Here is a 14736-nt window from a genome sequence, read left to right as displayed (position 1 = left end):
GTATTTATGGAAAATTACGTTGGATAATGAATGGAAACAAGGAATTCGAAGTTTTTTTAATGTTATTCTATATATTGTTGGAATTACAATAATTGGACTTCTGGTGTATTTTGTCAGTCTAGAAACAGATACGAAGAAGTCGGTAGAGCGTTCTATACGAAAAGAAATAAAAACATTAGGAAGCATAAGTGTTGAAGGGAATCCTTCAGATATTCAGTATAATTCAAATTTTGATCTTTTGAAAGTTGTTAAAAGTTTTAGTGGCATAGATGCATGTTCATCTGGATGGGGAAATGGTTCACTGGCAATATCCGGAGACTGGCGTATCGAATATGATGCATCGGAATACAGAGATGAAGACTTGAAATTACTGCAAGATATACAAAAAAAGAATGTTTATGATCCCGGATATGCAATACAGGGGAAAAGTTTGGAAACTACCTGGCTGGACGCTGGAGCGTGGGATATGATGAAAATTGATCTGCTGCAAGGCAGATGTCCTTCTGAGATTGATTATGCTTTATATGGTGATGCGATTCCAATCTATCTGGGGTATCGTTATAAAGATAAAGTGCAGCTGGGAACCCGCCTTATACATGGAGAAGAGGTTTATGTTGTAGAGGGGATTCTGAAGAAGAACAGTGTATTAGCTCCAAATAGTGATAATCTGATGAACATGTATCCGGAAGACCAGGATGCGATACCTTATCAAATACTTGATTATAGCATTTTGATAATTTTAAATTCAGAAATGGACAATACATATAATTGTTTTTTTACATTAAAAGATGGTTATTCATTTGATGATGTTCAAAGTTATCTGGATGCGTTAAATTTGAACCCGGATGTAGAATTTTACATCAATAGTGTAGAAAAATATCTGGATAATATGAGCAGGGAGTCAGAAAGGAAAGAAATGACTGGGTTATTTGTGTATGTCACTGTGATTGTGTGTTTGATTCTGTCGTGCTTTGAAATTAACACCATATTGGCACAGAGAAGAGAGTTTGGGATACTTCTTGCTTATGGGCTATCGCATAGAGATATTATAAAGATGGTATTGATTGATAATATAAAAAAATTGATCATTGCAATTCTGATTATGACGTGCGTAATAGCCGGTAAACTGGCAGCGGACATTATGGTAGAGAATATGACATTTTATATGCTGAAGAATACGATTTACAGTCGGTTGGTCTTGACGATTGGAATGATAGGGATATTGCTTGTTCTTTTGGTCTGTATTGTACCGTCAATTCTGTTAAAGAAAATATCTCCGGCGGAATTACTTGGAGGGAAATAAATGATTCAATTAAAAGAAGCAAAAAAAATATACAAAAATGGCAGGACAGAATATCCTGCGTTGAATGGGATAGACCTGACGATAGAAAATGGAGAATATGTTGCAATTATTGGAACATCCGGATCGGGAAAAAGTACACTTTTAAATATCATAGGTGGGATGGATCAGACAACAGATGGTCAGTATCTGTATGATGAAAAGAATGTTAGCAAAATGAATTCTCATGCGCTTCATTTGTTTCGAAAGGAATATGTGAGCTTTGTATTCCAACGATTTGCACTATTGAATCAGTATAGTGTATATGAAAATGTGGAAGTACCGCTTCTTGCAAAGGGAATAGAGAAGAATGAACGTAAGAAAAAAGTTCTTTCAGCATTGATGCAGGTTGGAATTCAGGATCTGTATAAGAAAAAGCCAAGTGAGCTTTCGGGAGGGGAACAACAGCGGTGTGCAATTGCCAGAGCGTTGGTTATGGATACTCCTGTTGTACTTGCAGATGAACCGACAGGTTCTCTGGATAAAAACTCAGGCATTAAGGTTATGAAGCTTTTAGAAGGACTGCATGAGCAGGGAAAGACCTTGATAATTGTAACACATGATATAGATATAGCAGAGCATGCTGATCGTATAATACAGATTGAGGATGGAAAGATTATTGCTGATACAAAAAAGAATTAAAAAATATTTATTATTGATAGGCGGAATTGTTATATTGCTTTCAGGTTGTGATAAAAAAGAAAGCAGTGATATGTTTGTGCTGGATCAGGAGAAAAAGTCGATACAGGGAGAGGTTCAAAATAGTGAATTAGGGGAAAAACTGAAAGTACCGCAAAGCGTTGATTGCAAGATGGAAACAGAAGATGCCGACTTACAAGCAATATTGATATCAGATAAGTCTGTCTGTATTCCAGATGTAGAACAACTTTATACAATGAAGTGCAGCAGAGAGAGACTGGATGCATCATACAAAAAGAAAATTTCAGAAGCAATATTTGGCGAAACAGCCCTGTATATATATGATGGCAACCCATTAATATCTGAATGTGATGAACAAATCCAATATTGCAAAAACAAGCAAAATATTTCGGATACATTTTATAAACAATATTACCAGGCGAGTATAGAGGAACTGGAGCAACAGAAAAAAACTGCACAGGAGATAAGAGAAAAGAATATTGATTTTTCGGCGGATCAGTACATTGGTATGATTAACGATCAAAAATATCTTCTTACATTTTATGGAAACGAAGACTATTGTGAATCCTTTGAACTAATGTTGTATCCGGAGAATTCAATGGAGAAATTTTTTGAGATTGATAACGGATATGGACTTGTTCAACCGACAGATATATTGTCTGAAAATGAGTTGCTGTATTCGGATCTTTTGAATTATAGTGAAAATGAAGAAGATCTTTCAGCCGGGAATCAATGTAGTAAAACAATAGAGGAAGCGATAGATACCGCTTTGGGCTATGCTGGTGCATGTGTCTCATTGCCTGTTGATACGGGATGTGTAGAACCATTTTGTGTATCCTATATAAAGGGTGAAACAGAGGAAGAAGTACTTTTGTGTGATGGATATTCTATAACATTTCTTCCGAAAATTGAACAAGTTACTCCTTTTGTGTCAGATTTGTATTATGTAGAAAGTATAGCAGGTCAATATGACAACAGAAATGACAGCCAATCAAGCATTATGACAAACGGTTTAATATTACGCATTGTAATATCTTCGAAAGGTGTGGTTGGCATTGGTTGTGTAATGCCGGTGAAACAGGATGAAAAAGCGAAAAAAGTGGAACGGCTTTTAACGTGGGATGAGATTATGGAAGCCTTGAAAAATGGCTTGCCGGAATACCTCAAAAAGCATGGTGCGTCATATTCGCAAATTGCATTTAATCATGTAGAACTAACATACTATTTAGAAGAAACAGAGGAGGGATATTGTTATATTCCTGTATGGCTTTTTGCAAATATTGATGCACAGTTACAGGTTCCAGATCAGCTTATTCTACTGGATGCAAGAAATGGAAGATTTGTAGAAATAAAATAATATTCCAGATATACAAAATACAACTGCCCCATATAGAATAACATTGTGAAGATTTCGTTTTTTCGATGTATATTGCCAGTAAATACAAGTGCTTGTTTGATCCGTAGGTGAGTTAACACAGGAGTATTACGAATCAGGCATATACATCGAATAGAAATTGCAACAAGTCATCTGTATGGGGCAGTTGGTTGTATGTAGGAAAGTCCATACTGTAGAGGACTGCAAATCTCACTATTTATAAAACTCCACCAGCTTGTCCATTCTTGCGGACATGTTGTCAAACAGCGCATTCACGATTGTGATCGCAGCCATAGATTCTACAACGACTACAGCGCGGGGACCGATGATCGGGTCGTGTCTGCCGCGGATCGACACATCAATATTTTCACCGGACTTGTTGATCGTTTTCTGTGTGCAGGCGATCGATGGTGTAGCCTTGAAATGGCAGGTGAGTAGCAGATCAGAGCCATCACTGACTCCACCCAGGATTCCACCTGCATGATTGGAGGTTTTAGCTACGATGCCATTTTCGATATGGAAACCGTCATTATCATAAGAACCGGTATTTTCAGATACCATAACACCATCACCGATCTCTACAGCCTTGACAGCACCGATTGACATAAGGGCTTTGGCGAGATTTGCATCTAATTTATCAAAGACCGGATCTCCCAGACCAGCCGGAACACCGGACACAATACACTTGACAGTAGAACCGATTGAATCATTCTGTGCCATAATATCAGAAAGATATGCAGATGCAGCTTCGCAGCTTTTTGCATCCGGCATGTTCAGTTCATTCTTTGAGATATAGTCTGCATCAAAGTCGGCAGGGTCGGATACGATATCGCCAATCGATGAAACATAGGTTGTAAATGAGATATTTAATTTCTTTAAGATCTTTGCGGCGATCGCACCAGCAGCAACTCTGCCGATCGTCTCTCTGCCGGAGGAACGGCCGCCACCACGGTAATCGCGAAAACCATATTTCTGGTCAAAGGTATAATCAGCATGTCCCGGACGATAGTAGGTAGCGATGTCACCGTAATCACCGGAGCGCTGGGAGGTGTTCCGAACCATCAGTGAGATCGGAGTGCCTGTGGTCTTTCCCTCGAATACACCGGAAAGGATCTCTACCTGATCGGATTCCTTTCTTGGCGTTGAGAACTGGGAGAAGCCCGGACGCCTGCGGTTTAAGTATACCTGAATATCATCCTCGGTAAGTGGAAGACCGGCAGGACAGCCGTCAATGACAACACCGAGTGCTTTTCCATGGGATTCGCCCCATGTAGTGATCTTGAATTTATTTCCAAATGTTGAACCTGACATAATAAGTAATCTCCTTCATGTAGAATAAACACAGACAGCATTTTACATTTGATGTGTCTGTGTCAGATGTCTGAAGAACAGTATATTTATATTGCTCTCCATATCGTCATGATGCTATTATATAGTAGTTGAAAAACAAAAAGCAACAGAAAATGCTTGTTATATAGTAGTTGAAAAACAAAAAATATGTTTTGTGCAGCCAAAAACACAGAAAACCCTGATTTTAAAGTTGACACACCTTTGAAAGTGTGGTAGTCTGACAAAGGTCAGCCTGTACTTAGTTTAAGGAGTCTCCGTCCTTTTACCCAGTTCAGGCCAAGTATAATATTATGGAGGATTGTTATTATGATAACAAAAGAGCAGAAACAGGAAATCGTTGCTAAGTACGGCAAGGATGCAAATGACACAGGTTCAGCAGAAGTACAGATTGCACTTCTTACAGCAAGAATCAATGATTTAAACCAGCATTTCAAGGCTAATCCTAAGGATCACCACTCAAACCGTGGTCTGTTAAAGATGGTTGGTCAGAGAAGAAATATGCTTGCTTACTTAAAGAGCAAAGACATTGAGCGTTACAGAAAGCTGATCGAGAGCCTTGGCTTAAGAAAATAATTTCTGCATCAGAGATAAGAAAGACAGGTTGTTCCAATGTATGTTGGGATGACCTGTTTTTTTTGGATTCAATCTTGTATTTGAGATATGAGTATGCTAAACTTTAAGAGATTGCGGCATGGCAATTCGAGACTACTACAAGACCGATCTATCAGGTATGTCTTGTAGTTGTTTCGAGCCTGCTGCGGTTAATAATAGAAAACAGGAGAAAAGAAAATGAGCAAAGAATTCAAGACTTATTCTATGGACATTGCCGGCAAGACACTTCGCGTCGATATCGGCAGAGTAGCAGCACAGGCAAATGGCGCTGCATTTATGCATTATGGTGATACAACTGTATTATCAACAATCACAGCTTCTGAGAAGCCAAGAGACGGAATCGACTTTTTCCCATTAAGCGTTGAGTATGAAGAGAAGATGTATGCAGTAGGAAAGATCCCTGGCGGATTCAACAAGAGAGAGGGAAAAGCATCTGAGAACGCAGTACTTACATCCCGTGTTATCGACCGTCCGATGCGTCCGTTATTCCCTAAGGATTACAGAAATGATGTTACATTGAACAACCTTGTTACATCTGTTGATCCTGAGTGCAGACCGGAGCTGGTTGCCATGCTTGGTTCTGCTATCGCAACTGCAATTTCAGATGTTCCATTCTGTGGACCATGTGCAATGACACAGGTTGGTATGATCGATGGAGAATTCATCATTAACCCATCTCAGAAACAGTGGGATGAGGGTGATCTGAAGCTTACAGTTGCATCTACAAGCACAAAGGTTATCATGATCGAGGCTGGTGCAAATGAGATTCCTGAAGACAAGATGATCGAAGCAATCTATAAGGCACATGATGTAAACCTTTCTATCATTGAATTCATCAACAAGATGGTAGAAGAAGTTGGTAAGCCAAAGCATGATTATGTAAGCTGCGCAATTCCGGAAGAATTATTTGCAGCTATGAAAGAGATCGTAACTCCTGCTGAGATGGAAGTCGCTGTATTTACAGATGAGAAGCAGGTAAGAGAAGAAAATATCAGACAGATCAGAGAGAAGTTCGAAGAAGCATTTGCTGACAATGAAGAATGGCTTGCTCTGATCCCTGAAGCATTATATCAGTATCAGAAGAAGACAGTAAGAAAGATGATCTTAAAAGATCGTAAGAGACCGGATGGACGTGCGATCAACCAGATCAGACCACTTGCTGCAGAGGTTGATATCATCCCTAGAGTACATGGTTCTGCAATGTTCACTCGTGGACAGACACAGATCTGCGATATCGTAACACTTGCTCCATTATCAGAGATCCAGAAGATCGATGGATTAGATGAGAATGTAGTATCCAAGAGATACATGCATCACTATAATTTCCCATCATATTCTGTAGGTGAGACAAAGGTATCCAGAGGACCGGGACGTCGTGAGATCGGACATGGTGCACTTGCTGAACGTGCATTACTTCCTGTATTACCATCTATAGAAGAGTTCCCATATGCGATCCGTGCCGTATCTGAGACATTTGAGTCAAATGGTTCTACTTCCATGGCATCTACCTGTGCATCCTGTATGTCACTGATGGCTGCCGGTGTACCATTAAAGTCAATGGTTGCAGGTATTTCCTGTGGTCTGGTTACAGGTGATACAGATGATGATTATGTAGTATTAACAGATATTCAGGGCCTGGAAGATTTCTTCGGAGATATGGACTTCAAGGTAACAGGTACTTATAAGGGTATCACAGCAATCCAGATGGATATCAAGATCCACGGACTGACAAGACCGATTGTAGAAGAAGCTATCGCAAGAACAAGAGAAGCAAGATTATTCATTATGGATGGCGTTATGAGCAGTGCAATTCCTGCACCAAGAACACATGTTAATGAATTTGCTCCAAAGATCGTTCAGATCAAGATCGATCCTGATAAGATCGGTGAAGTAATTGGTCAGAGAGGAAAGACAATCAATACGATCATCGAGGAGACAGGCGTTAAGATCGATATTGATGATGACGGAAACGTATCTGTATGCGGCGTTGATCAGGAGAGCATGGACAAGGCTATGAACATGATCAAGATGATCGTTGAGCCACTTGTTGTTGGTGATGACTACAAGGGTAAGGTTGTTAAGATTCTTGACTGTGGCGCAATCGTTTCACTTGCACCAAACAAAGATGGTCTGATCCACATTTCAAAGCTTTCTGACAAGAGAGTTGCAAAGGTAGAAGACGTTGTAAATGTAGGCGACGACGTTGTTGTTAAGGTTATCAAGATCGACGAAAGAGCTGGACGTATCAGCCTCAGCTTAAAGGACGTTGAGAATAAATAAAAAACAAAAAAATATACGGGAGGGTATGTGTGTGAAATACGGACATTTTGATGAAGCCAGAAAAGAATATGTAATAGACAGACCGGATACTCCTGCACCTTGGGCGAACTACCTTGGTTCGCCTGCCTATGGTGCGATTATCTCCAATAATGCAGGTGGTTACAGCTTTGAAAAGAGTGGTGCGAATGGAAGAATCATCCGTTACATCTTCAACAGCTTTGACCAGCCGGGAAGATATGTATACTTAAGAGATGACGATACTTCAGATTTCTGGTCAGCATCCTGGCAGCCGGTAGGCAAGAGCCTGAATGAATACAAGAGCGAGTGTCATCACGGAACTGCTTATACCAATATCATGGCAGATTATTCCGGTATCCATTCTGAGGTACTTTATTATGTACCGCTGGATAAGACACATGAGGTATGGAATGTAACTCTTACAAACAAATCCAATAAGACCAGACATCTGTCTGCAATCGGTTTCTGTGAATTTACAAACGACTGCAACTATGAGCAGGATCAGGTAAACTTACAGTATACATTATTTATTTCAAGAACCTACTACAGAGATCAGAAGATCCTTCAGGTGATCAATGAGAATGTAGTGAATGATTCAGTGGATGGAAATGCTGTAAACAAGCGTTTCTTCGGACTTGCAGGCAGTGAAGTTGCTTCTTACTGTGGAGATAAAGAAGAATTCCTTGGCATGTATCACACATATGCTGATCCGGTTGCTGTTATCAATGGTGACTGTGGTAATAAATTAAATTATAACGAGAATTCCTGTGGTGCACTTCAGACAAAGATCACACTTGAGCCGGGCGAATCAAAGACATTTTCATTTATTCTTGGCATGAAGGATGAAGCTACAGCAAATGAGATCATGAAAGCCTATGAAGATGAGAAGACTTGTGCTGCAGAGCTTCAGGAGCTGATCGATTACTGGCATGGCAAGTTAGATAACTTCCAGGTTAAGACACCGAGCGAGTCATTTAACAACATGATCAATACATGGAATTCTTATCAGTGCTTTATGACCTTTATCTGGTCAAGAGCTGCATCCTTTACATACTGTGGTCTGAGAAACGGTTATGGCTACAGAGATACCGTACAGGATATTCAGGGTATCATCCATCTTGCACCGGAAATGGCGCTGGAAAAGATTCGTTTCATGTTATCCGCTCAGGTAGATAATGGTGGCGGACTTCCGCTGGTTAAGTACACACACAACCCTGGTCATGAGGATACACCGGATGATCCATCTTATGTAAAAGAGACCGGACATCCTGCATATCGTGCAGATGATGCATTATGGTTATTCCCGACCATTTACAAATATATCGCAGAGTCAGGTAATATCGGCTTTATAGATGAGGTTATCCCATTTGCAAATAAGGATGAAGGAACTGTATACGAGCATTTGAAGAGAGCAATCGACTTCTCTATGAACCGTCTGGGTGACAATGGAATGCCTGCAGGACTTCATGCGGACTGGAACGACTGCTTAAGACTTGGCAAGCGTGGAGAATCTACATTTGTAGCAATGCAGCTTTATTATGCAATGACTGTAATTAAGTATTTTGCAGAGTTAAAAGACGATGCAGATTATATTGACTATATCAATGAGATCCAGTATAAGATGGGTAACACAATTCAGGAGAAATGCTGGGAAGATGACCGTTATATCCGTGGATATAAAGAGGGCGGTATGGTGATCGGTTCCAAGAATGATCCTGAAGCAAGCATGTGGCTGAACCCTCAGTCATGGGCAGTTATCAGCGGTCTTGCTACCAGAGAACAGAGCGAGCTTGCATTGGAATCTGTTCACAGAGAATTAAATACACCATATGGTGTCAGACTGATGTTCCCACCATATAAGAAACATGCGTTTGACGGAGCGTTAATGCTTCTGTTCAATGCAGGAACAAAGGAGAATGCAGGTATCTTCTCACAGCCACAGGGCTGGATCATCCTTGCTGAAGCATTGATGGGACATGGTAATCGTGCATTTGAATACTTTGACGAGAGCTCACCGGCATCTATGAATGATAAGGCCGAGGTTCGTAAGTTAGAGCCTTACTGCCATGGTCAGTTCACGGAGTCAGTTGGAAGTCCTTATGAAGGCCGTTCCCATGTTCACTGGCTGACAGGAACAGCATCTACCTGTATGGTTGGATGTGTTGAGGGTATCATGGGTATGCGCCCTGATTTCTACGGAATTAAGATCGCACCTGCAGTACCATCTGACTGGAAAGAGTTCAATATCACAAAGAACTATCGTGGCAAGAAGTTAAATATTCATGTTACAAATCCGGACGGACATGAAAGTGGCTGCCAGAGCATGACTGTAAATGGAAAGGTAATGGAAGATAACTACATTCGGTTTGATGAACTGGATGATGTAAATGAGATTACACTCGTTATGTAATTTATGAATAATTTCATATAAAGTATCAAACAATAGGCAGGAAGAAATGAAAAATCTTCCTGCCTGTTATTTTTTTGCAAAAAAGTTATGGTTGAATGGAAAAGCAAAAATGATATTCGATTTATACAGGCGGAACATTTCTGACTATAAGAAAGGAAGTCGTTTATATGGATCAGGAATTAAAAAGACAGGACCTCATTGTAGAAAATGGTCAGATCATCATAAATGGAAACAAAGAAAAATATAATATATTGTTACTTGATATCATTGGGGAGATTGAGGGACATGTCAGTCTGCCATCCGATACCAAGACTACAAAATATGAGCATGTATTGCCGGAGCTTGCGGTTGTTCAGGATGACGAAAGCATCAAAGGTATACTCGTATTATTAAATACAGTAGGCGGGGATGTAGAAGCAGGTCTTGCAATAGCAGAGATGCTGGCATCAATCAGCAAACCGGTTGTTACACTGGTGCTTGGAGGGAGTCATTCGATCGGCGTGCCGCTTGCGGTATCAGGTAATGTATCATTTATCGTACCGACAGCAACGATGGTTGTGCATCCTCTCAGAGTATCCGATACCGTGCTGGGTGTGAGACAAAATTACGAATATATCGAACGGATGCAGGATCGAATCATACAGTTTACGTCTTGTCATTCCAAGATCGGTGAAGATTCATTAAGATCGATCATGTTCAATACACAGGAATTATCCAAAGATATCGGTTCGGTTCTTGTTGGAAAAGAAGCGGTCGAATGCGGCATTATTGACAGGATCGGAGGAATATCGGCTGCATTAAACAAACTCTATGACTTGATAAATTGATGGAATGATAGTAAAATAGGCTGATGGTTCGTTTTTTTTTACGGCTATTGGCCGGTACATAGAAAAGCGGTATAGATAGAGAAAACAATAAAACAGTGCTGGTTATACAGCGGATTGGAGCAATTATGTCACTATTAGAATCAATCATTATGGGAATCATTCAGGGAGCAACCGAGTTTCTTCCCGTCAGCAGTTCAGGACATCTCGCAATCTTTAAGAACATGTTTCATGTAAATACAGATACAGGCATCATGTTTGATATCCTGCTTCATTTTGGCACACTGGTTGCCATCTTTATTGTGTATTGGAAGGATATTGTTGAACTGATCGTAGAAGGATTTACGATTATCGGTCTTGCCTGCTGCAATGTAGGGAGATTTTTTGCAAATCTGTTTTCCAAGGAGAAGAAACCATATCGTAAGATCATTGAAACGGAATACCGTAAATTCGTAATGCTTGTTATTTTATCAACACTTGTAACTATGGTGATCGCACTTCCGTTTGAAAGTAAGATTGAAAATGCCGGAAATACTTTATTAGTTCCGGGATTTTGTCTCTGTATCACATCTGTGATCTTATTTATTGCTGATCGTGTTCAGAAGGGTAATAAAGGACCTGCAGAGGCTACATATAAGAATTCGTTATTTATCGGTCTGGCTCAGGGTATTGCAACTCTTCCCGGTATTTCCAGATCGGGCTCTACGATCACAGCAGGTCTTGCATGTGGATTCAACAGAGAATTTGCAGTAAAATATTCATTCATCATGTCGATTCCGACAATCCTTGGGGCATGTATTCTTCAGATCCCGGATCTGGCAGGTGCAAGTCTTGCCGGATCAGAGATCCTGAATTATGTGATCGGTATGATCGTTGCGGGCATTGTAGGCTTTCTTTGTATCAAAGTGATGCTGAAATCAGTAAAGAACAATAAATTCAAGGGATATTCCATTTATTGTTTATGCGCAGGTGTGATATCTGTCATTTATTATTTTGTACGTTAATTTAAGTTAAGTAAGTGGGAGAAGAAAATGGCTGAAACCAGAAAGAAAAACGGGACGGCAAAACAGAACGGAACGGCCAGAGCCACCGGTGGAACCGGGAAAAATGGTACGGTGAAAAAAAATAGTACAGCTAAAAGGTCAAATACAGTATCGAACCCAAATACATCAAAAAAACAGATGGAACAACAGATAGAAGAAGATAACAGGGAAGTACGTCTGGAAGTAATCCTGTTAGTCATTCTTGCTTTTTCCATATTCTTGATGATCGCTAACTTTGGCAAATGTGGAAAGGTCGGCGATGCAATATCCGGTTTCCTGTTTGGTGTGATCGGATTTGCCGAATACATATTTCCGGTATATCTTTTTATATCATCGGCATTTATTATTTCCAATCTTGGTAATAAAAAGGTTAGAAATGAAGTAATCTATATCGGTGTGGTTCTGATTATCATATCGATGATCAGCCAGATGATCTTCACAACCGATTATTTATCTGTAAAACAGTTATATCTGGATGGATATAAGGAGCATATGGGCGGTGGAATTATCTGTGGCGGTCTGTTCTTTATCTTCCGGAATACGATCGGTATCGTGGGCGTAACACTGGTAATGATCCTTGGTGCGCTTGTTATGTTTGTCCTGATCACGGGAATCTCAGTGATCGATACATTTAAGAATCTGATCAACAGCTTTTACAGGGAAGAAGAATATGCAGAACCGGAGCAGGAGTGCAGACCGGTTAAAAAGAATAAGAAAAAGTCCGGAAAGTCCGGAAACAGCCAGGTAAGGCTTGAGAACCTGAAGGTCTATGAAAGCGGTGAAAAGCAAAAGGGCAAAGCGAAGGACTTCTTTGAGAATGAGGATGAGATCCATGAAATAAATGTACCGGATGACGATTTCCTTACATTTAATAATGATGTAGAGAAGATTGTACTTCATGATGAAAGAGAAGAACAGATACCAGTATCGTTTGCGAAGAAAACGTCGGTTACAAAGAGCAGGAGAAAATCAGAACCTGCTCCTGTAGAAACGGCAGCCGGTGTTTCGTTGGCAGTTCCTGTGGGTGATACACAGGAGATTCCTGTTCGGCAGACAAAAGACATCTTTGATGCAGAATTTGAGGATGAAGAAGATGTTCTTTCCGGTGCGATCAATGGAAATGAGCATCCGGAGGTTGTCAGTGTGATACCGGATGATTATGATCCGGATATGGATTCTGCGTTTTCCAGTGTGACAGGAAAGACAGCGAACTCTCAGACGGTGAAGAAGCCTGCACCGGCGGCAGACAAGCCCGGACAGAAGAACTATAAAGAGGGGGCAAAGTATAAATTTCCGGGACCCAATCTTCTGGCACAGCCGCCGAAGAATCACAATGCGAACCGGGATGCACAGGTACGCTCTACAGCGATCAAGTTGAAGAATACATTGGAAAACTTTGGTGTTAATGTTACGATCACAAATTATAGCTGCGGACCGGCGGTTACCCGGTTTGAAATGCAGCCGGAGCAGGGCGTGAAGGTCAGTAAGATCCTTGGTCTTGCCGATGATATCAAGTTAAATCTTGCAGCCGCGGATATTCGTATCGAAGCTCCGATCCCCGGCAAGGCAGCGATCGGAATCGAAGTACCAAACAAAGAAAATTCAATTGTTGCATTTCGCGAACTGGTGGAATCGGATAATTTCAAGAATTCCAAATCCAAGATCGCATTTGCAGTCGGTAAAGATATCAGTGGACAGGTTATTGTTACGGATATAGCCAAGATGCCGCATCTGCTGATCGCCGGCGCCACAGGCTCCGGTAAGTCGGTCTGTATCAATACGCTGATAATGAGTATCTTATATAAGGCAAAACCGGAAGAAGTAAAACTGATCATGATCGATCCGAAGATGGTAGAGCTTGCCTGTTATAATGGCATTCCACATCTGCTGATCCCGGTTGTAACCGATCCGAAGAAGGCATCCGGTGCACTGAACTGGGCGGTAGAGGAAATGACCAGAAGATATCAGATGTTTGCAGAATGTGGAGTCAGAAATATACAGGGATATAATGACAAAGTAGAACAGGCACTTGCTTCCGGATCAGTAGATGATGAGAAGCTAAAGAAAATGCCGACGATCGTTGTGATTGTGGACGAGCTTGCCGACCTGATGATGGTTGCTCACGGAGAAGTGGAAGACGCGATTGTCCGTTTGTCACAGCTTGCCAGAGCAGCAGGTATCCATCTGGTTATAGCAACTCAGCGTCCATCGGTAGATGTTATTACCGGTCTGATCAAGGCAAATGTTCCATCGAGAATTGCATTCGCTGTATCATCCGGTGTAGATTCCAGAACCATCTTAGATATGAATGGTGCAGAGAAGCTTCTCGGTAAGGGTGATATGTTATTTTATCCGACCGGTTATCCAAAACCGGTTCGTGTACAGGGAGCTTTTGTTTCTGATGAAGAAGTGTCAGCCGTTGTGGAGTATCTGAAGAAACAGAACGGTGTCGGAACGTATGATGATGATATATCTAAGTCTATTACACAGACCGGAGCGGCCGGTGCACCCGGTATGAGCGGTGGAAGTGATAAGGATGATTATTTTGTAGAAGCCGGACGCTTTATCATTGATAAAGAAAAGGCCTCGATCGGAATGCTGCAGCGTGCGTTTAAGATCGGCTTTAACCGTGCGGCACGTATCATGGATCAGCTTGCAGGTGCCGGGGTTGTAGGTCCGGAGGAAGGCACAAAGGCAAGAAAGATACTTATGACGCAGGAAGAATTTGACGAATATATAGATAATAATTTATAATACAGATTCAAATGATATTTATACAGGGAAAATGCCGGTGAAGGGATATAGCGTGCATAGGCAGATTTTAC

General features: G+C 40.9%; 10 protein-coding genes. 9 read left to right on the top strand and 1 reads right to left on the bottom strand.

Going from position 1 to position 14736, the window contains the following annotated elements; translation table 11 throughout:
• The first annotated feature begins 19 nt into the window (after positions 1 to 19).
• From DWY07_RS08325 to DWY07_RS08315, 3 genes are read left to right on the top strand one after another with little or no spacing between them, the layout of a single operon-like run.
• Positions 20 to 1303, top strand: a complete 1284-nt coding sequence (locus tag DWY07_RS08325) for an ABC transporter permease (protein WP_181983903.1) — start codon at positions 20 to 22, stop codon at positions 1301 to 1303.
• Positions 1304 to 1981 (top strand): ABC transporter ATP-binding protein, encoded by a 678-nt coding sequence (locus DWY07_RS08320; RefSeq protein ID WP_117807611.1) that lies wholly within the window; start codon positions 1304 to 1306, stop codon positions 1979 to 1981.
• Complete coding sequence (locus tag DWY07_RS08315; protein WP_117822658.1) at positions 1947 to 3356, top strand: hypothetical protein; 1410 nt, start codon at positions 1947 to 1949, stop codon at positions 3354 to 3356. The genes DWY07_RS08320 and DWY07_RS08315 overlap by 35 nt, the downstream gene beginning before the upstream one ends.
• A 231-nt stretch (positions 3357 to 3587) precedes the next feature.
• Here the strand turns inward: DWY07_RS08315 and aroC are convergent, their stop codons facing one another.
• Positions 3588 to 4685: a chorismate synthase gene (gene aroC / locus DWY07_RS08310; protein WP_117822656.1), complete on the bottom strand. Its 1098-nt coding sequence runs from the start codon at positions 4683 to 4685 to the stop codon at positions 3588 to 3590.
• A 345-nt stretch (positions 4686 to 5030) separates the two neighbouring features.
• Here aroC and rpsO point away from each other — a divergent pair, with 345 nt between their 5' ends.
• The 6 genes from rpsO (at position 5031) to DWY07_RS08280 (ending at position 14665) form a co-directional block, all read left to right on the top strand.
• Complete coding sequence (gene rpsO / locus DWY07_RS08305; RefSeq protein ID WP_008400751.1) at positions 5031 to 5297, top strand: 30S ribosomal protein S15; 267 nt, start codon at positions 5031 to 5033, stop codon at positions 5295 to 5297.
• 216 nt (positions 5298 to 5513) lie between these two features.
• Complete coding sequence (locus DWY07_RS08300) at positions 5514 to 7616, top strand: polyribonucleotide nucleotidyltransferase (RefSeq protein ID WP_117807608.1); 2103 nt, start codon at positions 5514 to 5516, stop codon at positions 7614 to 7616.
• Between the two features lie 31 nt (positions 7617 to 7647).
• Positions 7648 to 10044 carry a N,N'-diacetylchitobiose phosphorylase gene (locus DWY07_RS08295; protein WP_117807607.1) on the top strand — a complete coding sequence of 799 codons (2397 nt, stop codon included), beginning with the start codon at positions 7648 to 7650 and terminating at the stop codon, positions 10042 to 10044.
• A gap of 167 nt (positions 10045 to 10211) precedes the next feature.
• Positions 10212 to 10871, top strand: coding sequence for an ATP-dependent Clp protease proteolytic subunit (locus tag DWY07_RS08290; RefSeq protein WP_117807606.1), 660 nt, complete (start codon positions 10212 to 10214; stop codon positions 10869 to 10871).
• A 125-nt stretch (positions 10872 to 10996) separates the two neighbouring features.
• A complete protein-coding gene (locus DWY07_RS08285) occupies positions 10997 to 11872 on the top strand; it encodes an undecaprenyl-diphosphate phosphatase (protein ID WP_117807605.1) in 876 nt (291 codons plus the stop codon).
• A 27-nt stretch (positions 11873 to 11899) separates the two neighbouring features.
• The gene (locus DWY07_RS08280) at positions 11900 to 14665 is read left to right on the top strand and encodes a DNA translocase FtsK (protein WP_181983902.1); all 2766 of its coding nucleotides are present in this window, start codon (positions 11900 to 11902) and stop codon (positions 14663 to 14665) included.
• Positions 14666 to 14736: the final 71 nt, after the last annotated feature.

This window comes from Clostridium sp. AF23-6LB, from assembly GCF_003461085.1.
Taxonomy (GTDB): domain Bacteria; phylum Bacillota; class Clostridia; order Lachnospirales; family Lachnospiraceae; genus Coprococcus; species Coprococcus ammoniilyticus.
Note: the sequence above shows the minus strand (reverse complement) of the source record. Positions and strands in the feature narration are given on the sequence as shown.

Excerpts from the sequence above, each read along its gene's own strand:
- DWY07_RS08320 (WP_117807611.1), top strand. The coding sequence starts at position 1,304 with ATGATTCAATTAAAAGAAGCAAAAAAAATATACAAAAATGGCAGGACA.
- DWY07_RS08315 (WP_117822658.1), top strand. The coding sequence starts at position 1,947 with ATGGAAAGATTATTGCTGATACAAAAAAGAATTAAAAAATATTTATTA.
- aroC (WP_117822656.1), bottom strand. The coding sequence starts at position 4,685 with ATGTCAGGTTCAACATTTGGAAATAAATTCAAGATCACTACATGGGGC.
- rpsO (WP_008400751.1), top strand. The coding sequence starts at position 5,031 with ATGATAACAAAAGAGCAGAAACAGGAAATCGTTGCTAAGTACGGCAAG.
- DWY07_RS08300 (WP_117807608.1), top strand. The coding sequence starts at position 5,514 with ATGAGCAAAGAATTCAAGACTTATTCTATGGACATTGCCGGCAAGACA.
- DWY07_RS08290 (WP_117807606.1), top strand. The coding sequence starts at position 10,212 with ATGGATCAGGAATTAAAAAGACAGGACCTCATTGTAGAAAATGGTCAG.
- DWY07_RS08285 (WP_117807605.1), top strand. The coding sequence starts at position 10,997 with ATGTCACTATTAGAATCAATCATTATGGGAATCATTCAGGGAGCAACC.
- DWY07_RS08280 (WP_181983902.1), top strand. The coding sequence starts at position 11,900 with ATGGCTGAAACCAGAAAGAAAAACGGGACGGCAAAACAGAACGGAACG.